General features: G+C 67.0%; 12 protein-coding genes and 2 pseudogenes. 7 read left to right on the forward strand and 7 right to left on the reverse strand.

Translation table 11 applies throughout. The annotated features are described in order from the left end of the window. Window positions 1–24: 24 nt before the first annotated feature. Entirely contained in the window at window positions 25–1,401 is a 1,377-nt protein-coding gene (locus ACN28I_RS07165; protein ID WP_420941358.1) for an OmpA family protein, read from the reverse strand. Between the two features lie 237 nt (window positions 1,402–1,638). Between ACN28I_RS07165 and ACN28I_RS07170 the strand changes: the two are divergent. From ACN28I_RS07170 to ACN28I_RS07185, 4 genes and pseudogenes are all read left to right on the forward strand, one after another. Next, window positions 1,639–6,132 (forward strand): annotated as a pseudogene (locus ACN28I_RS07170) (choice-of-anchor D domain-containing protein); the annotation flags it as partial. Between the two features lie 658 nt (window positions 6,133–6,790). Beyond that, window positions 6,791–7,324: an MYXO-CTERM sorting domain-containing protein gene (locus ACN28I_RS07175; protein WP_420941359.1), complete on the forward strand. Its 534-nt coding sequence runs from the start codon at window positions 6,791–6,793 to the stop codon at window positions 7,322–7,324. A 4-nt stretch (window positions 7,325–7,328) separates the two neighbouring features. After that, complete coding sequence (locus tag ACN28I_RS07180) at window positions 7,329–9,011, forward strand: long-chain fatty acid--CoA ligase (protein ID WP_420941360.1); 1,683 nt, start codon at window positions 7,329–7,331, stop codon at window positions 9,009–9,011. Window positions 9,012–9,140: 129 nt separating this feature from the next. Then, window positions 9,141–11,033: a kelch repeat-containing protein gene (locus ACN28I_RS07185; RefSeq protein WP_420941361.1), complete on the forward strand. Its 1,893-nt coding sequence runs from the start codon at window positions 9,141–9,143 to the stop codon at window positions 11,031–11,033. 69 nt (window positions 11,034–11,102) lie between these two features. Here ACN28I_RS07185 and ACN28I_RS07190 read toward each other — a convergent pair whose 3' ends face one another. From ACN28I_RS07190 to mutS, 3 genes and pseudogenes are all read right to left on the reverse strand, one after another. Then, window positions 11,103–11,822, reverse strand: coding sequence for an adenylate/guanylate cyclase domain-containing protein (locus ACN28I_RS07190; protein WP_420941362.1), 720 nt, complete (start codon window positions 11,820–11,822; stop codon window positions 11,103–11,105). Further along, on the reverse strand, window positions 11,728–12,498 hold the full coding sequence (locus ACN28I_RS07195; RefSeq protein WP_420941363.1) for a PAS domain-containing protein: 771 nt from the start codon (window positions 12,496–12,498) through the stop codon (window positions 11,728–11,730). The genes ACN28I_RS07190 and ACN28I_RS07195 overlap by 95 nt, the downstream gene beginning before the upstream one ends. Window positions 12,499–12,574: 76 nt before the next feature. Continuing rightward, window positions 12,575–15,195, reverse strand: a pseudogene (gene mutS, locus ACN28I_RS07200) (DNA mismatch repair protein MutS). A 309-nt stretch (window positions 15,196–15,504) separates the two neighbouring features. Here mutS and nhaA point away from each other — a divergent pair. The 3 genes from nhaA (at window position 15,505) to ACN28I_RS07215 (ending at window position 18,956) form a co-directional block, all read left to right on the forward strand. Beyond that, window positions 15,505–16,878 (forward strand): Na+/H+ antiporter NhaA, encoded by a 1,374-nt coding sequence (gene nhaA, locus ACN28I_RS07205; protein ID WP_420941364.1) that lies wholly within the window; start codon window positions 15,505–15,507, stop codon window positions 16,876–16,878. A 66-nt stretch (window positions 16,879–16,944) separates the two neighbouring features. Continuing rightward, on the forward strand, window positions 16,945–18,633 hold the full coding sequence (locus ACN28I_RS07210; protein ID WP_420941365.1) for an ABC1 kinase family protein: 1,689 nt from the start codon (window positions 16,945–16,947) through the stop codon (window positions 18,631–18,633). An 86-nt stretch (window positions 18,634–18,719) separates the two neighbouring features. Then, complete coding sequence (locus tag ACN28I_RS07215; protein ID WP_420941366.1) at window positions 18,720–18,956, forward strand: hypothetical protein; 237 nt, start codon at window positions 18,720–18,722, stop codon at window positions 18,954–18,956. Window positions 18,957–18,992: 36 nt separating this feature from the next. On the opposite strand, the gene ACN28I_RS07220 is transcribed toward ACN28I_RS07215, so the two are convergent. The 3 genes from ACN28I_RS07220 to ACN28I_RS07230 form a co-directional block, all read right to left on the reverse strand. Continuing rightward, window positions 18,993–20,612 carry a DUF2330 domain-containing protein gene (locus tag ACN28I_RS07220; protein WP_420941367.1) on the reverse strand — a complete coding sequence of 540 codons (1,620 nt, stop codon included), beginning with the start codon at window positions 20,610–20,612 and terminating at the stop codon, window positions 18,993–18,995. A 131-nt stretch (window positions 20,613–20,743) separates the two neighbouring features. Next, window positions 20,744–23,881: an efflux RND transporter permease subunit gene (locus ACN28I_RS07225; RefSeq protein ID WP_420941368.1), complete on the reverse strand. Its 3,138-nt coding sequence runs from the start codon at window positions 23,879–23,881 to the stop codon at window positions 20,744–20,746. Beyond that, window positions 23,878–25,065 (reverse strand): efflux RND transporter periplasmic adaptor subunit, encoded by a 1,188-nt coding sequence (locus ACN28I_RS07230; protein WP_420948587.1) that lies wholly within the window; start codon window positions 25,063–25,065, stop codon window positions 23,878–23,880. Before ACN28I_RS07230 ends, ACN28I_RS07225 begins: the two co-directional genes overlap by 4 nt.

Genomic DNA, 25,065 nt, shown 5'->3' on the forward strand with positions numbered 1-25,065 from the left:
GGAACGGACGAATGACGAAGCGAACTACGGAGGAGCCACCTGGGTAGTGGGTGGCGGGGTGGACTCGGTGATGACGAGCACTTCGGCGCGCCGGTTGAGCTGCCGCTCCTGCTCGGTGGCCGGGTGGGAGCTGACCGGCCAGTCCGAGCCGAAGGCCTGGGTACGCACCCGCGTCGCGGGAATGCCTTGGGAGATCAGGTAGCGCCGGATCGCCTGTGCACGCCGGACCGCCGTGTATGCGTCGGCGCTATCCTTGTCCGAGTGCCCTTCAATGAGGATGTAGCCCTCGGTGGCCTGCTCCAACGTCCGCAGGACCACCTGGTCCAGGAGGGGAACCACTCCCGGCATCTCCGCGCTTCCCTGCGGGAAGTGCACCTCCCCCCGCAGCACGATCTTCTCCTGCGGACCAATCTGGTTGGGCCGTGGAGGCGCCGAGGCCTCCGCGCTCCCTGCTTCTCCGCGAGACAGGGCGTTGAGCTGCCAGGCGGGGACCGGACGCACGGACTCCTGATCCAGGGGGCGCTCCGGATTGGCCAGGGTGAGCTGCAACTCCTGATCCGCGCGCGCGTCCCATGGAAAGGAGATCCTGGGAGGAGGCTCTTCCCGGAAGGTGAGACCCGTGAGTACACGGAACAGAGGCGTCCCAGCGGCCCCGCCCAGACCCGGGCCTCCCAGGACGAACGCTTCCAGCCCGGACAGGACGGGAACGCGGAAACCGCCCAGCAACTCCATGGAAACAGCATCGGGAGCGAACGTCCCCCGCCACCCCAACTCCGCCCGCGCGCCCTTGCCCGTCGTGGCCAGCGAGGCCCCGAGCCGGATCTCCGAGCTCGCTCCAGGGCGGACCGGGGCATTGGTCGAGGGCAGCAGCACACTGGGACGGAACAGGACGCCCGCCTCGAACGAAGGCTGGACCCAGCCCAGGACCGCGCCCGCCACCATGCGGGCATGGACGCGAGGTCCGGGATCACCAGCCAGCGCCGACCCGGTGCCGATCGGTAGGCCCACCCCCAGATCCACCGCCAAGTCCAATGGTTGCCGGCGCATCCGCGACAACACGCCCAGCCTGGCCTGAAGGACCGGAGTTCCCAGTCCCTGGCCCGCCAGTTCCGCGAGACCCACCGCCGACGGATCCTCTCCCCTCTGCCAGAGCACGAACGGGAGCTGCGCGCTCAGCTCGAGCCATGGCAGGAGACCGTAACTGGCCGAGAGCATGGCCGTCGCCCTGTTCTGCACGATGCCGAGATCCCGCTCGCCGTCGTTCAAGACCAGGGGCAGGTGCTGGTAGTGGCCCAGGAGCGTGACGTTCAGGCCTCCGGGGACCATCAACTCGCCGTTGCCGACCAGCAACGTGCCTCGCCCGGTGTTCGTCTCCAGCCGCTCCAGGTCGAAGCCCGGCAAGGAGTCTCCACCTTGAGCGAAAGCCAGCGAGCAGCCCAGCAGTGTCGCGGCGATTGCACTCCGGGTAGCCGATGAAGGTAAGCTCATGATCGGGTAGGATTCTACCGCTCTTTATGTGGGGAGGGACAAGTGCTCCGACGCTATGTGCTGGCTCTGCTGGTCCTGGGAGGCTTGGTCTCCTGTAGACCGGTCGACCCAGAGACCCCGACACCAACGGCCTCGCTCCGGGTGAAGTCCATGGCGGCCACCCGTGTGCTCACCAATGTTCCGGATCTCACGTGGTCGGGAGGGGGCCCCCCCGGCGGGTTGGAATGCTTGAGGTGCTCCTCGTCAGGTACTTCTCCTTATTGGTCCTACTCTTGTCCAAGGTCAGACACCGGCCAATACACAAAGACGATCAACTACCCGGTTCCAGCCGGTTTGCTGGTCGTGGGAATCACGGCCAAGGTCTATGGAGCCTCCGTACACGGGACTGAGACGGCCACGGAGACCGTGACGGTCAAACTCAATGAGACCACTCTGCGGCCCACCGCCAACCCGACGAGCACGACCATCTCCTCCAAGGAGCGCGAATGCAATCAGAACTCCAGGGCATGCGATGGGGCGCAGGGATACCAGGAGGTCGCCGCGTCGGATCCCACCAACGAGATCGGAATCGGGTGGAAGACCGGTGCAACCGATGTCAACCAAATCATCTTCACGCCTTCAGACAACACTTACTGTCTTGCTCGCGTGAGGATCGAGCTCACGGTCGCCGAGCGGCACATCCAGGGCTCGGCGACCGCGCTGAACTTCAAGAATCAGCTGACGGGCACGGACAGTGACGTCAAGACCTTGACGATCACCAATGACGGCGATGCCCCGCTGAGGATCTCCAACATCGCGTTCAGTGGCAGCGATCGCTTCACGCTGGTCTCGCCCTCTACCGCGCCGACCGCCGCCTCGCCCATCGTGGTGCTGCCCAATAGCCACCCGGACCACCAGCCCGCGCTCATCGCGGTCAAGTTCTCCCCCAACAATGTAGCTCCCAACAACACAGTTCAGTTCCAGGGGCAGCTCACCGTCACCAGCGACGCCACGACACAACTGCCCGCGGTGGACCTCGTTGGAACCGGCGTGCAATTCGCCACGGAGGTGGACAAGAGCCTGCTCGACTTCCAAACCGTGCGCGCGGGGACTGTCAAACCGCTGCAGGTCAAGGTCCGCAACGTCGGCGGAAATACCGTCACGATCTCCCCCACCTTCACCGCTGCTTCGGGTTCGCGATTCTCCCTGGCCTCCCCGACGGAGACGTCCTTCCCGCTGGCGAAAGGCGCCGAGACGACGTTGACGGTGAACTTCCATGCGCCCACAGACCCGGAAGCGCTCGTCGAGGGGGACCTCCTGCTCGATGTCGTGGGGGATCCGAGCGGGACCCTGCAAAGGACTGTGCCCATCCATCTGAAGGGCAGTGCGATCAAGCCGGTTGTCGTGCTGAACCCCACCACGGAATTGCCCTTTGGTGACGTGCGCGAGGGGACCATCAAGTCTCTTCCAGTCACGGTGAGCAACACGGGCTCTGCTCCCATCGCCCTCACCATTGGCACGCCGAGCCACACGGCCTTCACCATCACCAACCAGCCCACGGAGCCAGTCACCCTGGCGGCCCTGAACCAGGGCGTCTCGACCCGGACCCTGAATGTCCAGTTCCTGGCCCCCCCCGAAACGGGCACGCCCGTCGAGGCGTGGATTACCTTCACCAGTTCGGATCCAGACTACGAGAGTTTCAGCATCAAGCTCACGGGCAAGACCGTGAAACCCGTACTGCTCGTGAGTCCCACCCCGGAATTGTCTTTTGGTGACGTGCGCGCCGGGCAGACGAAGCTGATGTCCATCACCCTGACCAACCAGGGCACGGGCCCCATCACCCTCAACTTTGGCACGCCGAGCCACGCGGCCTTCACCATCACCAACCAGCCCACTGGCACGGTCACCCTGGCGGCCCTGAACCAGGGCGTCTCGACACAGACCCTGGATGTGCGGTTCCTGGCCCCCACCGTCACGGACGCCCGCGTGGAGGGCGCCATCGCCTTCACCAGCACGGATCCCAATCCGGCCTACGCGAGCTTCAACGTCAGGCTCAGTGGCAGAGGGGTGAAGCCCAAGCTCGAGCCCGTGGGCCCGCTCCCGTTCGACGAAGTGCGCGTGGGCTCTTTCTCGAGACTCCCCGTCACGCTTCAGAACACGGGCACCGGTCCGATCATCTTCTCAGAAGTCTTCATCGAGGGTGATTCGTCGTTCTCGCTCGACCCGGCCCGGGACCGGACCACGCCTCTTGAGGTGCCTCCTGGCATCACGACGCTGTACGTGAAGTTCGCCCCCACCCTCGATTCAGAGGTGTCCGTCCTGGGCAAGCTCAGGCTCTTCAGTACGGACACGGCAGCGGTTGCAGATGTCCAGGTCGATTTGAGTGGAAAGGGAGTTCAGCCCACGCTCCAGGTGGACAGAACACGCATCGTGTTCCCGGATCACAACGTAGGCGTCGCGGGAGCGCCATCTTTTGAGGTGGTCCTGTACAACACGGGCAGCGGGAAGCTTCAGCTCAGCTCGATCGACACAAGCCATACGGCATTCTCGGTTTCTCCAAAACCAACCCTCGAGGTAACGAAAGCAGGCGGTCCGAAGACGCTCACGGTGACGTTCAACCCCGCGTCGGCCGGTTCATTCACTGGAGATCTCACCTTCCAGACCAACGATCCGACCCCCGGTAACAGTTCGGTGAGCATCCCGCTTTCAGGACGCGGAATCAGCATGCTCCGGGTCGTTACCAGTCCGGCTTCGTCTCCACCTCAGATCGATTTCGGCAATGTCCGCCTGGCGACGGGGTCCTGGTCCGAGAAGACGTTCACGCTCATCAACGATGGAACGGAAACCATCCGGGTTGATCCGCTCGTGTTCGCATCGGGTTCCCCCTTCAGCAGCACGACCCTGTCCGCGCCCGTCTATCTCAACAGAACCCAACCAAGCGTCGACATCACGGTGCGATTCACCCCGCAGAGCACCTTGAGCGTGAGCGAGTTGCTCGATGTGAGGAGCAACGCCTCCGTTGTTCCCCAGATCAGACTGCAAGGCAAGGGCGCCGTGCCCAGGATCAATGTCTCCGTTGAGACCAATCCAGACCTGACAGAGCTCAACTTCGGGAATCTGAGCGTGGGAGATCGCAGCGTGAAGAACCTGGTGCTCAAGAACGAGGGCGATGCCAACCTCACACTGTCGGGGTTTGCCATCGATCCCTCGACTTCGTCTCCACCGTTCGATTACCAGCCCCCACTCAAGACCGAACTTCTTCCTGGGGACACTGTCCTGCTGCCAGTGTCATTCATGCCCAACGCGAATCTCGCCTTCAACGCCAAGATCAAGATTGACTCAAATGCAGCCAATGGGGTGGGTGGCTCCGTGTGGTTCTCCCTGGTGGGAACCGGTCTGTCAGCCAGTATCAATCTTTCCGCCACCAGTCTCATTTTCGCACCCCAGAAGCTGAACCTGGCAAGTGCTTCGCAGCCGCTCACCATCAGCAACCAGGGAAAGGCCGAACTGTTGATCAAACAGATCGACCTGCCGGCGGGTTACGTCATCGTGTCCCCGACGACGCTTCCTACGACCGACCAGCCCTGGATTATCGCACCCACCAACGGGTTCATCACGGTCAACGTGGCCTTCAAGCCGACGACGGTGACGGCGGCGCCTGTGACGAGCACGATGAGGATCTACAGCAATTCCATTGACGGCACGCATGCGACCGGCGGTATTTCGCAGGTGTCGTTGACGGGACAAGGTATCGACGGCATTGGTGTAGTGAATCCCTCGGCGGAGCTGCTCTTCGGCACCACGGATGTGGAGGTCACCAGCACGCTCGGGGTCAGGCTGCAGAACTCGGGCCAATACAATCTCAAGCTGCTGAACGCGCGGATTTCGAGCACTTCGGGCTCGAGCCCATTCACCATCACGAATTTCACGCCTGGCTCCGTAGCGCTGCCCAGTCGAGCGAACTACGTCGAATTCTTCGTCAATTACACTCCCAAGTTTCGCGATACCTATCAGGCGGATCTCATCATCGAGACGGACTCCGAGACCATCCCGTCCCACATTCTGACGGTGAAGGGCTCGGCCACGGGTGCCCTGGCCGTCTTCCCCTCGACGAGTATCGTCAACTTCGGCAGCACCAACCTACAGTCATCCGTCCCCGGGTCACTGTCCGTGCTGAACCAGGGTGAAAGCGCCCTGGTCATCCAGGGGGTGATCTTCACGGATACGGCCCCGGATGGGGGAACCGTGGCTCTAACCGACTCGGATTTCAGCGTCGAAGGGGGTGATGGGGGGACAGGTTTCCCACTGACCGTGCTCCCCTTGGAAACCAAACCCATCGCCCTGAAATTCAGGCCGACCGTGGAGGGGATCCAAAGCGCTTTCGTCACGGTCGAATCCAATGCCCGGCCCATCTGGAAGGAAGTCAGGGGTGAAGGAACGGCCCCTGTCCTGCAATTGGATCCCACCAAGCTGGAGTTCGTGGGCGTCGTGGTGGGGAGTCCTTCCAACGCACAAGTCTTCAACATCAAGAACATTGGCTCGGGGACGGTCCAGGTCAATGAGATCAAACTCCCTGCGGCCGCTGTAGGCTCATTCGAACTAAAGCATGCCAGTCTTCCCTACACCTTGGGTAAGGGGTTCAGCCTGCCGGTTTCGGTGACATTCCTGCCCACCGTGGAAAAGAGCTCTCTCGACGTCCAATTGACGGTCACGCCGGTCGAGGCACGCGTGGCACCCGTGTCGATGAGACTGGTCGGCAAGGGAGTCATTGATCAGATCTCGGTGGAGAGAGATCTGGATTTCGGGCGGCAGCTCGTCAAGAATCCCTCCTATCGGACCCTACACCTCTATAACGAGACCGCTGATCCCATTACCTTCATCAGCGCGACAGTGGATCCCGGTCCGGGGTGCACTCAGTTCAGGGCGGATACAGTGCCAACCGGAGGAGTCACCCTGGAGCCCTTCAGCTCGAAGGACTGGCGCGTGACCTTCACTCCGGACAGTGAGGTGGTCACGAGCGGCTGCACCCTGCGGCTCGGCTTCGGTCAATTGAGCGACAGGATCGCGGTCACCCTGCAAGGACAGGGCATCCCCACCCTCCTCGCCATCGACAAGACGCTGCTGGACTTCAAGAGCGTCCGTGCTGGAGGCACCAAACGGACAGAGCAGTTCACGCTCAGGAACTTGAGCAGCAGCAACATCGAGCTTCCTGGCACCCGAGGTGACGCAGATCGGAGCGCCCTTCAAGATCGATCTCCTGTCCTTGACCGGCTGGATCCTCGAGCCGGATGTTCCCCTGCCTGTCACAGTCGAGTACCAGCCCATGGAGCCGACCAGTTCCCTGACCAAGCTGGAGTTTGGCACGAAATCGCCGCAGCAACTCCGCGTGGTGTTCATCGAGCTGAAGGGAGAAGCGACCCTTCGAATCCTGGACGTCGACCCGCCTTCCCTAAACTGGGAGCGCGAGGATGTGAATGGAGTGGCTCAAGCCAAGACCGTCACCCTTTCGAACAGTTCGAGCCAGGCCCAGAGGGTGTTCGTGAGCATGAAGGAGCCCGACGGTTCTCCATTCAGCGCGAATGTGAATGGTTCGTCGAACAGCATCGACATCCCAGCGCAAGGAAGCGTCCCGCTCACCGTGCTGTTCCGCCCCGACAAGGCGGGTGAGGTCACGGGCGAGGTGCAGATCAAGTTGCAAGACGCCTCCACGCCTGAAGTGACACTCCCCGTAAAGGGAGTAGGCCAGTTCCTGACGGGTCGCGGAGGGGGTTGCTCCGCTACCGGCATGGGAAGCGCCAGCCTGTTGGCCATGCTAACGCTCCTGGGCCTGCACTCGCGGCGGCGCAGGCGGGAGTAGACGGATGCCCTTCGACGTCAGGAAGATCCTCGAGCAGCTCGAGACGGGTACTCCCGCGGAAGCGGGAGTGCCCGCCTGGCAGCAGGAGAGCTGGGCGGATGCGGATGGATTCGCCGCCGCCCTGGCCACGGCGCACGTAGGCCGCGGCGCTCCGCTCAAGAGCCGGGTGGGACAGCAGTACGACTTCTTCCATGACGTCGTCGTGCGCCACGGCAGTAGCGATCGCATCGCCCTGCGGTGCTACGACCGGAGGAGCGGCTGGCAGGTCCTGAGCTACCGCACCTTGCAGGAACAGGCGGCGCGGCGGGCCACCGAGTGGGCCCGTCAGGGCGTCAAGCCTGGAGCCAAGGTCTGCCTGCTGTACTCGGTGGGAAGCGAGCTGCTCATCTCACTCGCGGCGGCGCTGGGCCTGGGTGCCTGCATCAGCTACCTGCCCCCACAGGGCAAGCGCTTCATCGCGCGGCGACTCGCCCTGCTCCAACCCGAGCACATCGCCACCGAACCCCATCAGGTGCTGCTCGTGGAGGGATTCGAAAAGCAGATGCTGCAGAACGGGGGGCAGGCGTCTCCAGCCTTCACCTCGCACACCTACAAGCCAGAGGAACCGGTGGGGCTGCTGTTCTCCCCCCTGGTGGAACCCGCGGGCACGCCGGTGCTGCTCACCGCGGAGGATGCGTGGCGCGGGGCGTTGGTGGACGGGATGCTCACCTTCGGCCTGAGTCCGGGCGAGCACCTCGCCGCACCCGGCTATCACCCGCTGCAGCACCTGCCGGCCTTTCTCTTCACCACGTTGCTGCGCGGGGCCACGTACCTCCACCTCGAGTTGCAGGACATCGAGGCAAACCCCGCGCTGCTCACCCAGCATCCGGTGCGCGCGCTCGGCGTCAGCCCGGCCCTGCGGGACGTGCTGTTGCGCACCCGTACGCCACTCAAGAACGTGGCCCACTGGTTCCGCAACCCCGAGGAGCCCATTGACTGGCAGGGGTGGCGTGCCTGGGTCCAGCAGTGTGGATTGTCCGCAGTGCCCTCCTCGAACGCGCTCGTGGATCCGGCGGCGGGGGGAACGGTGCTCTGCTCCCCGCGTCGGGTCAGGGACGTACACACCGAGGCGCCTCCCGCGCCAGGCCGTTCCTGGGCCTTGCGCGATGTGAACATGAGTGGCCAGGAGGCGCCCGGAGACCTGGGAGTCTTCACCCTGCTGCCAGACAAGGAGCGCCCACCAGGCTACCTGGTCCTGACGCGTGCATACGGGGTATACCACTACGGAGGCCCGCGCACGGCCCGGCGGGAGGGCCGCGTCTACCCGGCGGCCGAGGTGGCCGAGGTGGTGAGCGGGCTGCCCTTCGTCCGGGGTGCCATCGTGCTGCCCGCGCCCACTGGGGGCGTGGCGGGCCACTACCGCTATGTGCTCCTCGTCTTCACGGGAACCCAGAGCCTCAACGCGGGCGCGTGGTTGCAGGAGATCCGCCGCCGCATCGAACTGCAAATGGGGGCCGAGCATCTGCCTGATCGCACGGACTTCATCCCGCTCTATCCTCGCAAGGAGGAGGGAGCGTTGGACGAAGCATGGTGCCAGACGCAATACCTGACGGGAGCGCTCCATCGCAAGAGCACCGACCCGCTCTTCCAGGCCCTCACCTCATTGCGCAGCCATCTCCTGGAGAAAAAAGACGGGCCGGGTGTTTGAGGCTGCTCTGTAAGTCTTCGGCGCTCCTTGTGAACGTGCTCACCTCCCTTGAGTGAGGTGCTTCACAGCACCAGCCCAGAGCCGCTGGTAGTCAGCCCCGCGAAATCTGTTCACGCGGGGGAATGCAACATGAGGAAGCAATACGCCATGGCAGTCCTGGCGATGGGGCTGTGGGCCTGTGGACCCGGGGAGATGAGTGAAGGGCGAGAGGAGGAGCAGACCAAGCAATTGGTGAGCCAGGAGTTGGTGCGGACGGTGGGGCCGCTCCAGCAGGCCCGCTACCAACACACATCCACGAAGCTGCTGGATGGCAGGGTGCTCTTCGTGAGCGGTGCTGTCGACCAGTTCGGTAGTACGACAACAACCGCGGAAATGTACAACCCAGCAACGCAGACGACGTCCTTCGTGGCGCCGATGCACAAAGCGCGGCGGCTGCACACCACGGTGCTCCTGCAGGACGGCTCGGTGCTGGTGCTGGGTGGCCTTGATTGGAATGGGACCATGGCATCGGTGGAGCGCTACAACCCCGGGACGAACACCTGGACTGAGATGTCGCCCATGCCATTTCCCTCTTACACGCACACCGCCACGTTGCTGGCCAGTGGCCGGGTCCTGGTGGCCGGTGGGAACGGCTACAGTGCGAACGCGTACCTTTTCGATCCCACCACCAACACCTGGACGGCGACGGGGTCGCTGACACTGGGACGCAATGAGCACGTGGCAGTGAAGCTTCCCGACAATCGCGTTCTGGTCATGGGCGGGGTCGGCTCCACGGCGGCAGTACAGACCTCGGTCGAGATCTATGATCCCGGGACGGGGACGTGGTCCACCCGTGCGTCGTCTCCCTTCCCCAATCGCCAACCTTCCGCAGTCCTTCTCTCCGACGGACGCATCCTGATTGGTGGAGAAACCTACAATGTCCAGCGCTACGATGTGTCCACGAATACCTGGACGACGCTGCCACAACTCAACCGTGACCATTGGCAAGGCAAGCTCGTGCTCCTCGACGGCCAGCTCTTGATGGTGGCTGGTTATTGGGATCAGTCCATTGAGTGGTTCGACTCCGTGCAACAGCAGTGGGTCATCGTCGGGCAGATCAGCATTCCCCAGTACAGCTTCGGCTTCAGCGTGGACTCGCTGGCGGATGGCTCGGCGCTCATCGTCGGTGGCCAGAATTCCAGTAACAACGTGACGTACGCGACGATGGACCTGTTCACCCTCGACAGCACCTGTTCTCCCACGACGTGTGCCTCGAAGGGCGCGCAGTGCGGAACGATTCCAGATGGCTGTGGCGGTACGCTCTCGTGCGGAACCTGCGGCAGCGGCTACACCTGCAGTAGCTCCAACACATGCGTGGCGAGCACTCCCCCGCCTCCCGCCGGCTCCCTCACCTACAGCGCCTCCAACACCAACAGCGCCCAGCAGAACACCTCCAACCGGACCCTCACCTTGAACGTGGGAGACACGCTAGAGGTCGGCACCTGCGGTCTGACGGGCGCCACGGCTACGGGGGATACCTACCTGCGCCTGTTTGGCGTCAGCAGCACCGAGGTGGCCTACAACGATGACAGTTGCGGTGGCCTCGCCTCCTTCATCCGCTACACCGTGCCCGCCAGCGGCAGCTACGAGCTGCGTGCGGGCTGCTACGGCGGCAACAGCTGCAGCGGCACCGTGGTTTTCAACGTCATCCCCGCCGCGAAGATCGAGCCGCTCACCTACAGCGCCACCAACACCAACAGCGCCCAGCAGAACACCGTCAACCGCACCTTCACCTTGAAGGCAGGGGACAAAGTGGAGGTGGGCACCTGCAACCTGACGGGGGCCACGGCCACGGGGGACACCTACCTGCGCCTGTTCGGCACCAGCGCCACCCAGGTGGCCTACAACGATGACAACTGCGGTGGCTTGTCCTCCTTCATCCAGTACACCGCCACCACCAGTGGCACCTACGAGCTGCGCGCGGGCTGCTACAGCGGCAATAGCTGCAGCGGCACCGTGGTCTTCCGGTTGACGCCGGGCTGAAGGTACCCGGCCACCTGACCTACCCCTGCTTCCCTTCCGGGTGGCAGGGGTTTTTCATTTGGTTCCGGCTCACTGGGCTCCGAGCAACAGCCAGGTCCGCATGGGCCCCTTCCCCTTCACGTGGACGACGCCCTGGTCCTGGAAGCGGTAGCGGTCCCGCAGCCGCTCGTAGACCGCTTCGGACAGGTGGATGCCATCCACCACGCCGTGCGACTCCATGCGGCTCGCCGTGTTCACCGTGTCGCCCCACAGGTCATAGGCGAACTTCTTACCGCTGATGACTCCCGCCGTCACCGGACCCGAGTGCAGACCAATCCGCAGATGCAGCGGAATCTGCAACTGATCTCCCAGCTTCAACACCTCGGCGCGCATGGCCAGCGCCAGAGCCGCCATCGCCTCGGCATGGTCGATCCTCGGCAGCGACAGCCCTCCCACCGCCATGTACGCGTCACCGATCGTCTTCACCTTCTCCACCCCGAGCTCGTCCGTGAGCTGGTCGAAGATGGAGAAGACCATGTTCAGCACCTGCAACACGTCCGGCGGCGTGTGCTGCGCGGCGAAGCGCGTGAAGTCCACCAGATCGGCGAACAGCACCGTCACGTCCGGGAAGTTCTCCACGATGATCCGCTGGCCATTCTTGAGCCGGTCCGCCACCGGTTTCGGCAGGATGTTGAGCAAGAGTTGATCCGCCCGCTCACGCTCGGTCTGGATGGTGCGCAGGTGCGCCACTTCCTGCTCGTGCAGCCGGCGCAGCTCGGTGAGGTCGTGATAGATGGCGACGAAGCCCACCCGCTCCCCCTGCACCATCACCGGCAGCGCCAGGAAGCTCGACGTCCACCAGCGTCCCGTCCTTGCGCAGCCTCCGGGTGACAAGCTGCACCCGGCCTCGCTCGAGCGCCTCACGCGTGGTGGCCTCGGCCTCCTCCCGCATCGGGCCCGCTCCCGCCAACAACTGCAGGATGTTCCGGCCCTTCGCCTCCCGGGCCGTGTAACCGAACAGCCGCTCGGCCGCCGGGTTCCAGGACACCACGCTGAAGCGGAGGTTGACCGTGATCATGGCCACCGGGCTGTGCAGGACCAGCGACTCGTAATACTCCTTCTGATGGCGCAGCGAGGCCTCGACCTCCGCTTGCGCCGTCAGGTCTCGCAGCACCAGCACCCGGCCTTCCGGCAGGGGCACGCAACGCACCCGCAGCACATGTGCATGGCGCGGAGTCCTCGCCGTCCCGTGCCACACCCACTCGCCTTCCTGCGGCGGCTCCTCCGGGGACAACGGCTCGGGCGGCGTCCACTGCGGCAGCAGCTCCGAGATGGGCCTCCCCCGGAGCGCGTCGCCAGACTCCCCCAGCAGTTGCTGCGCGGCGGCATTGGCCTCCACCAGCCGGTACTGGAGATCGAGCACCAGCACGCCGTCGGACGTGTGCTCGAAGAGAGCGGTAAGGGCGCGGCGCACCAGATCGGACATGGGTTCCATACGCAGTGTAGGCCACCCTGCTGACGTGGGCACCACGTTCCAGGAGCACCCCCTCTATTGCCCTCCCCTACTTCAGCTCACGTTGCAGTTTCGCCAGCAGGTTGAGCGCTTCCATCGGCGTCGTCTCGTCCACCTTCACGCCCCGGAGCGCCTCCAGCACCTTCTGGTGCGAGGGCTCCAGCTTCGGCCCCGGCTCGGCGCCGCCGAACAGTCCCAACTGCCCCGGCGACGGCGCGCGCGACGACGTCCGCCTCGCCAGCCTCGGCCGCCCGCTGTCGTCGAACTCACCGGACTCGAGGTTCTGCAGGATGTCCCTCGCCCGCGTCACCACCTCGGGCGGCAGCCCCGCGAGCCTCGCCACTTCGATCCCGTAGGAGCGGTTGGCCCCTCCCGACACCAGCTTGCGCAGGAAGAGCACCTTGCCGCCCTGCTCCTTCACCGCGATGCACATGTTCTTCACCCGGGGCTTCTCCCGGGGGAGGTCCACCAGCTCGTGGTAGTGCGTGGCGAAGAGCGTCCTCGCCCCCACCTTGTCGTGCAGGTGCTCGGCCACCGCCCAGGCGATCGACAATCCGTCGTAGGTGGACGTGCCTCGGCCAATCTCGTCCAACACCACCAGGCTGCGCCGAGTGGCGTGGTGCAGGATGTGGCTCGTCTCCGTCATCTCCACCATGAAGGTGGACTGCCCTCGCGCCAGGTTGTCCGCCGCTCCCACGCGCGTGAAGATGCGATCCGACAGGCCGATCCGCGCCGCGCCCGCCGGCACGAAGCTGCCCGCCTGCGCCATCAGCACCGTCAGCGCCACCTGCCGCATCACCGTGCTCTTGCCCGCCATGTTGGGGCCCGTGATGACGAGGATCTGCGCGTCCTCCGAGTCCATCTTCACGTCGTTGGGGACGAACGCCTCCCCCGCCCCCAGCATCCGCTCCACCACCGGGTGGCGCCCGGCCGTGATGGAGAGCACCTCGGACTCGTCCACCTCCGGCCGCACGTAGCCGTACTCGGCCGCGCACCGCGCGAAGGACAGCAACGCATCCGCCGTGGCCACCGCCTCCGCCGCCGAGCGCAGCCGCGGCGCTTCCTTCACCACCTGCGCCCGCAACTGCTCGAAGAGCTCCAGCTCCAGCGTGCTCCGGCGCTCCTCCGCCGTGAGCACCTTCTCCTCGTACTCCTTGAGCTTCCGGAGTAATGAAGCGCTCGGCCCCCACCATCGTCTGCTTGCGAATGTAGTCCGAGGGCACCAGGTGCAGGTTCGCCTTCGTCACCTCCAGGTAGTACCCGAACACCCTGTTGTAGCGGATCTTCAGCGAGTTGATGCCCGTCCGCTCCCGCTCCCGCATTTCAATCTTCAGCAGGAAGTCCTTGCCGGAGGTGGACAGCTCCACCAGCTTGTCCAGCTCGGCGTGGAAGCCCGGGCGGATGAAGCCGCCCTCCTTGAGGCCCGTGGGCGGCTCGTCCACCACCGCGCTCAGGAGCAGCTCCGTCAGCTCCGGCAGCGCGCCGAGCGGCCCCGCCAGCGACTTGAGCAGCGGCGACTCGCAGCGCGCCAGCACCGCCCCCAGCCGGGGCAGCTGCGCCAGCGACAATCCCAGCGCCCTCAAGTCACGCGCGTTGCCCGCTCCCAGCGACAACCGGCCGCACAGCCGCTCGATGTCGCCCACCTCCTTCAGGAGGCTCGTCATCTCCTCGCGCCACACGCTGCGCTGGGCCAGCTCCTCCACCGCGTCCAGCCGCGCGTTGATCTCCGGCAGCGAGCACAGGGGCGCGGCCAGCCACCGGGCCAGCTTGCGCCCCCCGAGTCCCGTGGCCGTCCTGTCCAGCACCCCCAGCAGCGAGCCCTTGCGTCCCCCATCCCGCAGGGTGCGCAGCACCTCCAGGTTGGAGCGGGAGGCCTCGTCCATGAGGAGGTGCACGCCCCGGTGGTGCCGGCTGAGCCGGTCCACGTGGGCGGCGGCCGTCTTCTGCGTGTCCTTCAGGTAGCGCAGCGCCGCGCCGGCCGCCCCGGTGGCCAGGGGCGCGTCCTGCAGCCCGAAGGCCTCCAGCGACTGCACCGCGAAGTGACCGCGCAGGTAGATCGTGGCCCGCTGGGGCTCGAAGGCCGCCTTCTCCAGCTCCGCCACCGCCGGGGGCCGGGCCAACCGCGACACGATGAAGGCCGTGTCCGGGGAGTCCTTCTCCCCCTCGGGCACCAGCAGCTCCCTCGGCTCCACCCGGGCCAGCGCTTCCACCAGCTCCTGCGTGGTCTCCGCCTCCAGGCTGAAGAACTCGCCCGTGGAGGCCTCCAACAGCGCCGCCCCGAAGCCCTGCGCTCCCGGGTACACCGCGGCCAGGAAGTTGCTCGCCCGGGGCTCGAGCGCCTCCTCGTCCAGCACCATGCCGGGGGTGATGACGCGCGTCACCTCGCGCCGGACGAGGCCCGGCCCGCTGCCCGCCTCCTCCACCTGCTCGCAGATGGCCACCTTCAGCCCGTGCTCCACCAGCTTCGCGATGTAGCGGCGCGCCGAGTGGTACGGCACCCCCGCCATGGGCACCTTCTCCGCGTTCTTCGCCCGCGCCGTGAGGGTGATCTGCAAGAGCTTCCGAGGCGCGCACCGCGTCCTCGAAGAACATCTCGTAGAAGTCCCCCAGCCGGAAGAAGAGGATGGCGTCCGGGTTGAGCGCCTTCACCTCGAGGTACTGCCGCATCATCGGGGTGAGCGCGCCAATCTCCCGCGCCCCCGCCGCCGGCTCGGCCGTGGCCTCCACCGGCGCCTCGGCCTCGTCCCCGTGTCCCTTGCCTGCCTTCGCTTGCGTCGCGCCCATCGCCGCCCCTTGTGTCATGCGTCTGGTTCCGGATCAACAGAACACATGACTTCTGCCGTCCACCCGCCCTTTCCTACTCCGCTGATGGCTAGCATGCTCCCCTGACATGCGGCCGTCCCGGGCCGGAAAAATCGTGAGTACCTCCTCCGAAAACGGTTGGCCCGATCCACCCGGGAAGGCAACCTTCGCCGCGCCATGGAGACCCCCCCCAGCACCGTCCAGCCCGTTCCCGTCCCCCGTCTCTTCAAGGCCGCCGTCGCCCCCGTCCAGGCGTTCTTCAGGCTGGAAGCCAGCGGCGGCATCCTCCTGGCCCTCTGCGCCGTGGTGGCCATGGTCTGGGCCAACTCTCCCTGGGCCAGCACCTACACGGGCATCTTCGATGCCTCCCTGGCCCTCGGTACGGGCAACACCCTCGTCCACTTCACCGTCCGTGAATTCATCAACGACGGGTTGATGACGATCTTCTTCTTCCTGGTGGGGATGGAGATCAAGCGGGAGCTGGCCGCCGGAGAGCTGCGCACCCTGTCCAAGGCCATGCTGCCGCTCATCGCGGCGGTGGGCGGAATGGTGGTGCCGGCCGGCATCTACGTGGCGCTCAACGCGGGCACGCCGGCGCTCAAGGGGTGGGCCATCCCCATGGCCACGGACATCGCCTTCGCCATCGGCTGCCTCACCCTGCTCAAGGGCCGGGTGAGCCACGGGCTGGTGGTGTTCCTCACCGCGCTGGCCATCTTCGACGACATCGGCGGCATCCTCGTCATCGCCATGTTCTACGGCACCGGGCTGCACGTGGAGTGGCTGCTGGCGGCGCTGGGCATCACCGTGGTGCTCGCGGCCTGCAACAAGTTCTACGTGCGCAACGGGCTGGTGTACGCGGCGCTGCTCGGCGGGCTCTGGTACACCATGCACCACGGCGGCGTGCACGCCACCATCGCGGGCGTGGTCGTGGGCATGATGATCCCCGCCCGGCCCGTGCGCCGTGGCCGGGAGGTGCTGGAGGAGCTGCACGGCTTCATCGGCACGCTGCTGCGCGAGCCCGAGGACGAGTCCGTGCGCACCAACCAGCTGCTGCACATCGAGGAGCAGCTCGAGGACATCGAGCCGCCGCTCACCCGCTTCGTGCACCTGTGGCACGGCTGGTCCGCGTACGCCATCGTCCCGCTGTTCGCCCTGGCCAACTCGGGCATCTCCCTGGAGGGGATGCACCTGTCGGATCTGCTCAAGCCCCTGCCGCTGGGCGTGGTGCTCGGCCTCTTCGTCGGCAAGCAGGTGGGCATCTTCCTCTTCACCTGGGTGGCGGTGAAGGCGGGGGTGTCGGACATGCCGGGGCGGGCGCGGGCGCTGCAAGTGCACGGGGTGTCGGTGGTGGCCGGCATCGGCTTCACGGTGGCCCTGTTCGTGGCGGGACTGGCCTTCGCCAACGAGCCGGAGCTGCTCACGGAGGCGAAGCTGGGCATCCTGCTCGGCTCCCTGCTGTCCGCGGTGGTGGGCTACCTGTTGTTGCGTTTTGGACCCATGCCCCGGCCCCAGGGGGAGCCCGCCTCCGCGCCCGCCTCCGAGGCGGCCTGAGCGGGCTCCAGCGGGGCCTCTTGGGGTTTGCGGGCGGCCCGGCCCCGTGGAAAGGTGCCGGCCACCGTGCTCCTCCAGGATTTGAACCGCGTCCGGCAGATTGGGGTCATCGCAGCGCGCCACGGCTTCGGCGAGTGGCTGGAGCGGGCGGGCTTGTGGCGCCAGCTCGGGCGGCGGGAGAAGGTGGAGGTCTCCCCCGAGGCCCAGCGCGCCTCCACCGCGCGCCGCTTCCGGATGTTGCTCAATGATCTCGGCCCCACCTTCGTGAAGCTGGGGCAGATCCTCTCCACGCGCGCCGACCTGCTGCCCGCCGAGTACATCGAGGAGCTGTCCACGCTGCAGGACCATGTGGAGCCCTTCCCGCTCGAACAGGTGTACTCGCAGATCCGCGAGTCGCTGGGCAGCGAGGCGGACTCGCTCTTCAAGCAGATCGATCCCCAGCCGCTGGCGGCGGCCTCCATCGCCCAGGTGCACCGGGCAGTGACGCTGGAGGGCGAGGAGGTGGTGGTGAAGGTGCAGCGGCCGGGCATCTCCGAGCAGATCGACTCGGACCTGGTGGTGCTGCGCTCGCTGGCGAGGCTGCTGGAGGCGGTGGTGGAGGAGACGGGCATCTACTCGCCCACCGGCATCATCGACGAGTTCGACCGGGCCATCCACGAGGAGCTGGACTTCGTGCACGAAGCCTCGAACATCCGGGCCTTCCTCGAGAACAACCGCAACCGGCCGTACATGAAGATTCCGCGCGTGTACGACGCGCTCAGCAGCCGCACGGTGCTGACCATGGAGTTCGTCCGCGGGGTGAAGATCAACCAGGCGGAGCTGTCTCCGGAGGACCGGCGGGAGGTGGCGGGCCACCTCCTGGACGCGAGCTTCCGGCAGCTCTTCGAGGACGGGCTCTTCCACGGAGATCCCCACCCGGGCAACCTCCTGGTGCTCGAGGGCAACCGGCTGGCGCTGCTGGACTTCGGGGTGGTGGGCCGGCTGTCGCGCGCCATGCAGGAGACGCTGGTGATGCTCGCGCTGGCCGTGGCGCTCAAGGACAGCGAATCGGTGGCGCGCATCCTCTACCGCGTGGGCGTGCCGGACGCCCGGGCCAACCTGGTGGGCTTCCGCAACGACATCGAAGGGCTGCTCGGCAGGCACCTGCCCATGACGCTGGGCCAGGTGGACGCGCGCAGCCTCATGCGCGAGCTGTTGGACCTGGCGGTGAAATACCGGATCCGCATTCCCAAGGAGTACGCGCTGCTGAGCCGGGCCTCGGTGTCCACCGAGGGCATGTTGCGCACCCTGTACCCGGACCTGAACATCCTCGAGGTGGCGATGCCGTACGCCAAGGAGCTCCTGGCGGACCGGTATGATCCGAGCCAGCTCCAGGGCGGGCTGATGCGCACGCTGCTCCGCTTCCAGTCCCTGGCCCAGGATCTGCCCACGCAGCTCTCGCAGATCCTGCTGGACCTGGAGTCGGGGAAGTTCAGCGTGACGGTGCGGGCCGAGCAGTTCGACAAGCTCAACGACAACCTGCGCAGCGCGGCGATCGTGATGTTCATGGGCCTGTGCGCATGCGGGCTCATCGTGGGAGCGTTCATCTCGTTCGCGCAGACGCCGTGGCAGTACCACGGCCTGCCGGTGCTGGGCCTGCTGGGCATCGCCCTGTCAGCGGCGATCTTCGGAGCCGTCTTCACCTGGTACCTGTTCGGCAGACGCTTCGGGAAGGTGCGGGTGAGCCGCTGGCTGGCGAAGAAGCGCCGCCCGTGAGCCAGCCCACCCTACAGGGTGGCCCCAGGAGGTGACGCCCCAGGTGGTCCTTCAATGAGGCCACGGCTTCTGGTTGAAGCGGAGGCGTGCTCATCCTCCCCCGCTTCTATTCGACCTCCACCACGGCCCGGCTCGAAACCCGGGCGCGGCAGCTCGGCCTGCGGCTGGGCATCTCCTATGGCGAGGGCGATCGCTGCGATCGCTACTTCATCGTCTCGGTGAACGGGAAGAAGCTGGAGCGCATGGTGCCGCTCGGGTGGACGGGGCCCGAGGCCGAGGAGGCCCTCGTGCAGTACGCGAAGGATGTCCACTCGGCGAAGTGACCCCCGGGAGAACCTCTCTCCCGGAGGGAGGGGGAGTTAGCGGCGGCGGCGCAGGCTCCACGCGCCGAACACCAGGGTCAGCAGGGCCACCGAGCCCGCGTCCGTGGCACCGCAGCCACAGCCCTGCCCGGCCAGCCCGCCTCCCAGATTCTGGATGACCCCCAGGATGACGGGGCTGTTGTCCTGGATGACGGCGGGCGCACCCACCTCGCTGTACTGCTCCACGCGCTCGGCGCTCGGGCCCTGGGTGATGGGTTGGTTGAACTTCGTGAAGAAGAAGCGCCCATCCGGCAGCTCGATGCGCACCTCGCGCTTCGAGAAGTCCTCCTGGCAGCTCTGGAAGCGGGCCTTCGCGGTGAAGACGTTGGAGACGTCCGGCGCGTCCGAGTTGAAGTCGAAGTCCGGATCCACCGTCATCTCCTGGGCGGACATGGTGGTGTAGAGCCGCGTGAGGTACGGGTGGGCGTTGAGCAGGGAGATGGCCCCCTTCAGCGGCTGCACCACCTGCGTCTCCAGCTCCTGCGCGAAGCCCCGCGCATCGAAGGCCGGCCGTCCCGGATCCGAGTCGATGTCGGCCCGGTAGCTCCACATGGAGTTGTAGAACTGGGACTCCGGCACGCGCGGCACGAGCGAGGCCGGCATGGGGATGTACTTGCGCAGCAGGCCCTGCACCGCGGTGTCCCCCAGGAAGCCCTGGGTGAGCATCGCCTGGGTGAAGTCCACCGGGTGCGCGATGCCCGCGAGCATCTGGGTGTCATAGTTGCGGCCAGCGCCCTGCGCGAAGTTCTGCGCGAACGTCGTGGCGCTCCCGGCGAACTCGGTGAGGAACGCGTGGCCTCCCGCCTCGTCCACCGCCTCGGTGGCCACCATCGGGTAGTTGCGGCCGCCCCCCAGCCAGTCCACGCGCGTGGGGTTGATGAGGACGTGCCGGTAGTTCAGCGGGATGGCGCGCTTCTCCGCCAGCACGTAGGCGATGATGGGCATGTCCGGGCGCGCCGCGATCGCCGTGAGGCGGATGGGCACGCAGGGGCGGTTGCCCTCGAACTTCAGCACGATGGGCCGCAGATCTCCCACGTCCTTGTCCTGCCGCAGCTTGAGCGCCACGAAGTAGTAGCCGTTGCCCACGTACGGAGACAGCGCGTCCCCGGCCGCCTCGGGGATGTCGTAGCCGTTGGTGGTCAGCCAGGTGCGCAGCGCCACCGCGTCGTCCGCGGTGAGGGTGGCCGCGTCATAGGGCCCCACGTCCTCGCGCCCCACCACCACGACTCCACCGTCCCCGCCCGCCGAGCCCGGGGCGGCGTCCTCCATCGGCGGCGAGAAGATGGGTCCCGGGAAGAGGGGCTGGCACGACGGCTCCCACTGGAGTTGGAAGCGCGGCTGCGTCACGCCGTCCAGGTACGTGAAGAGCTGCGCCGACCCCAGGCTCAGCGTGGGCCTGGCCTGCACCGGCACCACCCAGGCGAACTTCTCCGCCTCACCCGCGTACTGGATCTGGATGTGGGCCTCGACCGAGTTGCCGCTGACGCCGAAGACGATGCGCTCTCCGGCCTGATCGATGGGCGCCTGGGCACAGAAGAAACCACCGCACGCCTCGGCCCTGGGTGCGGACAGCAACCCCACGGCCACCAGCGCGCCGAACACCACCGCGTGACGCATGCATACCCCCTTGAGGGAAACCCGGAGGGCTTTGCAAGCAACCGGCCGAACGTCAACCCCGCGACATCAGGGGCCTCGAGGCCCGCGGACCCCTCAAAAATCCACGAGGGGCCCGCGAATCCACGACACGTTCAGCTCCCCGCGAGCCGGGGCTTGTCGGCCTCGGTGACGGGCGGGGCCTCGCCACCGGAGCCCGCGTCATGCTCGTCGGAGTCCCCGGAGCGGCCGCGGAACCGATCCAACCGCACCTTCATCCGGTCCGCCACCACGTAGAAGGCGGGCACCACCAGCAGGCTGAGCACGGTGGACACCGAGAGGCCTCCCAGCACGGCCACGGACATGGGCGCGCGCGTCTCGCTGCCCGCGCCCAGCGCCAGCACCGCGGGCACCGCCGCCATCATCGTCGCCAGCGACGTCATGAGGATGGGCCGCAGGCGCACCGGTCCCGCCCGCTGCATGGCGTCCACCGCGTTCGCGCCCTGCTCGCGCTGCAGCAGCGCGTAGTCCACCAGGATGATGGAGTTCTTCTTCACGATGCCCATCAACAGCAGCAGGCCGATCATGCTGAAGATGTTGAGCGTCGTGTTGGTGCCCCACATCGCGAAGGCCGCTCCCGCCACCGACAGCGGGAGGATGGTGAGCACCGTCACGGGGTGGAGGAACGAGTTGAACTGCGAGGCCAGCACCATGTAGGCCACCCCGATGCCCAGGAAGAGGGCGAAGAGGAGGCTGTCCATGGACTCCTGGAAGGCCACGCTGGAGCCGCCGAACACCACGCGCGTGCCGCCGGGCAGCTCCTTCGCCAGCTTCTGCACCGTCTCCATCGCCTCCTGCTGGGTGGCGCCGGGGGCCACGTTGGCGAAGACGCTGATGGCGCGCTCCCGGTCCTTGCGGGTGATGGCCTGGAGCGCCGGACGCTCCTCCTGCGTCACCAGCGAGGAGAGCGGCACCAGCTCGCCGGAGCCGGTGCGCACCTTCAAGATGGACAGATCCTCCGGCCGCGAGCGCTGATCCTTCATGAGGCGCAGCCGCACGTCGATGCGGCGCCCGCCGGTGCTGTACCGGCCCACGCGCACCCCGCCCACCAGGGCGTTGAGGGTGGAGCCCACGTCCTGCATGGACACCCCCAGGTCCGCGGCGCGCGCCCGGTCCGGGGTGATCCGCAGCTCCGGCATGGCCAACTGGTAGTCCGTGTCCAGGTCCACCACCTTGCCGCTCGCCTGGAGCTGCTCGCGCAGATCCGTGCTGGACTCGATGAGCCGCTCCCAGTCCGCGCCCCGCACGCTGAACTCCACCGGGAAGCCGCGCGAGCCGGTGAAGCCGCTCTGCGACAGATCCATCACCACCGCGCGCAGGCCGGGGTACGAGTTGAGCTCCTTGCGGATGACCTGGTTGAACTCGGCCATCGTCATGCGCTCGTCCTGGGGCACCAGGGTGACGAACAGCATGCCGCCGTTCACCCCGCTGCCGCCGCCGCCCACCACCGCGAACAGGCGCGTCACCTCGGGCCGGTTGCTCAGGAACTCCTCGGCCCTCAGGAAGAGCCGGTCCGTCTCCTCCACCGTGCTGCCCACCGCCGTCTGCAGCCGCACCATGATGCGGCCCTGATCCTGCGAGGGGACGAACTCGCTCGACAGGCTCTTGAAGGCGAAGCCGGAGAGCGCCAGCAGCGCCAGCGCGCCGCCCAGCACCCACCAGGGCCGCGCCAGCCCCCGCGCCAGCACCTTCCCGTAGTGGTGCTCCAGCCACGTGAAGGCCCGATCCACCGCCAGGCCCACCCGGCCGCGGTTCTCGCGGCCCGTCTTGAGGAGCTGCGCGCACCGCGCCGGCGCCAGGGTGATGGCCTCCACATAGGACAGCAGCACCGCCACGCACAGCGTCACGCCGAACTGGAGGAAGAACTTGCCGATCACCCCCTGCATGAAGATGACGGGGATGAAGATGGCCACCACCGCCAGCGTGGCCGCCAGCGCCGCGAAGGTGATCTCCCGCGTGCCCTCGCTCGCCGCCTGCGCCCGGGGCTTCCCCTCCTCCGCGTGCCGGAAGATGTTCTCCATCACCATGATGGCGTCATCCACCACGATGCCCACCGCCAGTGACAGGCCCAGCAGCGTGAAGGTGTTGAGGGTGAAGCCCAGGAAGTAGATGACCGCCACCGTGCCCAGCAGCGACATGGGGATGGCGAGGATCACGTTGAACGTACTGGAGAGCGAGCCGAGGAACGCCCAGCACACCAGCGCCGTCAGCAGGCAGGCCAGCAGCAGCTCGAACTCGATCTCATGGACGCTCTCCTCGATGAAGCGGGTGGAGTCGAAGTTGACGCCCAGATCCATGCCCTCGGGCGCGTCCTTCCGCAGCTCGTCCAGCTTCGCGCGCACGCCCTGCGCCACGGCCACCGCGTTGGCGCCACGCTGCTTGCGGATGCCGAGCCCCTGCGCGGGCTGGCCGTCCACCCGGGCCATGCGGCGCACGTCCTCGAAGCCGTCCTCCACCAGCGCCACGTCGGACAGGTAGACGGGAGAGCCGTTGCCCTCGCGCACCACCAACTGGCGCAGCGTCTCCAGATCCAACGCCTCGCCCATGACGCGGACGTTGACCTCGCGGCCCTCCGTCTCGATGCGGCCCGCGGGCAGCTCCACGTGCTCACGCTGCAACGCGGCGATGAGATCGGCGACGGTGAGCCCCCGCGCGTCCAGCTTCTCCGCGTCCACCCAGATGCGCACGTTGCGCTCCAGCGAGCCGCCCAGCGTCACCTCGCCCACGCCCGGCACCGTCTGCAGCACCTCCTTCACCCGGTAGCGCGTGAAGTCGGCGAGGAACTGCTGCGAGAAGGGCCCGGACACCCCCAGCCACATGATGGGCTGATCCTCCGGGTTGCTCTTGGAGATGACGGGCGGATCGATGTCCCGCGGCAGCCGCCGCTGCGCCTGGCTCACCTTGGACGTCACGTCCTGAAGCGCCTGGTCCACGTTGCGCGAGAGATCCAACTCCACCGAGATGCTGCCCCCGCCCTGGCCCGAGCGGGAGGTGATGGCCTTGACGCCCTCCACCTGCATCGCCGCTTCCTCGAGCGGCTCGATGATGTCGTTCTCCACCGCTTCCGGAGAGGCTCCCTCCCACGTCACGTTGATACCGATGACGGGGTAGTCCACGTCCGGGTACTGGCTGATGCCGATGCGCTGGGACGCCACCAGTCCGAAGACGATGGTCGCCGCCATCAGCATCCACGCGAAGACGGGCTTCTTGATGCAGACATCCGTGATGCTCATCGGCCCGAGCCTCCCGCGCTCGCATCCACTTCCTGGCGCGGCTCACCGGTGAAGGCGGGCTTGGGAGCCTCGGAGATCCGGACCCCGGCTCCGTCCTTGAGCGCCTCTCCGCCACGCACCACGAGCTGCTCGCCGGGCTTGAGGCCCTCGCGCACCTCCACGAGCCCATCCGCCGTGCGCAGGCCCAGCTCCACCACGCGCTCGCGCGCCTTGCCGTCCTGCACCACGAAGGCCAGGAAGCCGCGATCGCTGGGGCGCACCGCCGTCTGGGGGATGACCGGAGCCCCCTTCGCCGTCTCCACCGGCACCGACACCGTGGCGAAGGAGCCCGGCCGCAGGGCCTTGGCCTCCTCTCCGCCCACCTCCACCGTCACCTTCACCATGCGGCTGGCCGCATCCGCCGCGTCCGCCACGTAGCTGATCTTCCCCGTGTACGTGCGCGAGTCCGAGCGCACCGTGAAGCGCGCCGGCATGCCCGGCTTCAGCCGCGCCACGTCCGCCTCGGGCACGGCGAAGCGCAGGAGCAGAGGCTCGCGCCGCAGCAGCGTGGCCAGCACCGTGCCCGGCTGCACGTACTGCCCCGTCTGCACCGTGCGCGTCTGCAGCACCCCCGCCATGGGCGCCTTCACGTACGCGTCCCGCAGGTTCAGCTCGGCCTGCTCCACCGCCGCCCGCGCCGCGCTCGCATCCGCCGCGGCGGTGCGCGCCCGGGCCTCCGCGGTGTCGATCTGCTCGGCCGGCAGCAGCCCCGGCCTCGCCTCGTTGGCCGCCGTGCGCCGCCCGGCCGCCGCCTCCGCCTCGGCCTTCGAGGCCTGCGCCTTCTCCAGCGCCGCCTGCGCCGAGCGCACCGCGATGCTGTAGCGCGTGGGCTCGATCTCCGCGAGCACCTCGCCCTTCTTCACCGACTGGCCTTCCATGAAGCGCACCTGCTCCACCACGCCCGCCACGCGCGCGGTGATCTGCACCTGCTCGAAGGCCTCCACCGAGCCCACCGCGGAGACGACGTACTCCACGTCGCGCGACTCCACGGGCCGCACCTCCACGGGGAACTGGATGGGTCCGCGGCCACCGCCCTTGCCTCCCCCCTTGCCGCCCTCCTGGGCCGCCGGGGCACCTCCCGCCGGCTTGCCACACCCCGTCCCCAGGGCGAGCACGGCGCCCAGTGCCATCGTCACCACACGCAT

It is taken from the genome of Archangium gephyra, assembly GCF_049060025.1.
Lineage (GTDB): Bacteria > Myxococcota > Myxococcia > Myxococcales > Myxococcaceae > Archangium > Archangium gephyra_A.

Bases quoted from the DNA above. Each gene is read 5' to 3' on its own strand.
- ACN28I_RS07175 (WP_420941359.1), top strand. From the start codon at position 6,791: ATGGAGCCGACCAGTTCCCTGACCAAGCTGGAGTTTGGCACGAAATCG.
- ACN28I_RS07180 (WP_420941360.1), top strand. From the start codon at position 7,329: ATGCCCTTCGACGTCAGGAAGATCCTCGAGCAGCTCGAGACGGGTACT.
- ACN28I_RS07185 (WP_420941361.1), top strand. From the start codon at position 9,141: ATGAGGAAGCAATACGCCATGGCAGTCCTGGCGATGGGGCTGTGGGCC.
- ACN28I_RS07195 (WP_420941363.1), bottom strand. From the start codon at position 12,498: ATGTCCGATCTGGTGCGCCGCGCCCTTACCGCTCTCTTCGAGCACACG.
- nhaA (WP_420941364.1), top strand. From the start codon at position 15,505: ATGGAGACCCCCCCCAGCACCGTCCAGCCCGTTCCCGTCCCCCGTCTC.
- ACN28I_RS07220 (WP_420941367.1), bottom strand. From the start codon at position 20,612: ATGCGTCACGCGGTGGTGTTCGGCGCGCTGGTGGCCGTGGGGTTGCTG.
- ACN28I_RS07225 (WP_420941368.1), bottom strand. From the start codon at position 23,881: ATGAGCATCACGGATGTCTGCATCAAGAAGCCCGTCTTCGCGTGGATG.
- ACN28I_RS07230 (WP_420948587.1), bottom strand. From the start codon at position 25,065: ATGCGTGTGGTGACGATGGCACTGGGCGCCGTGCTCGCCCTGGGGACG.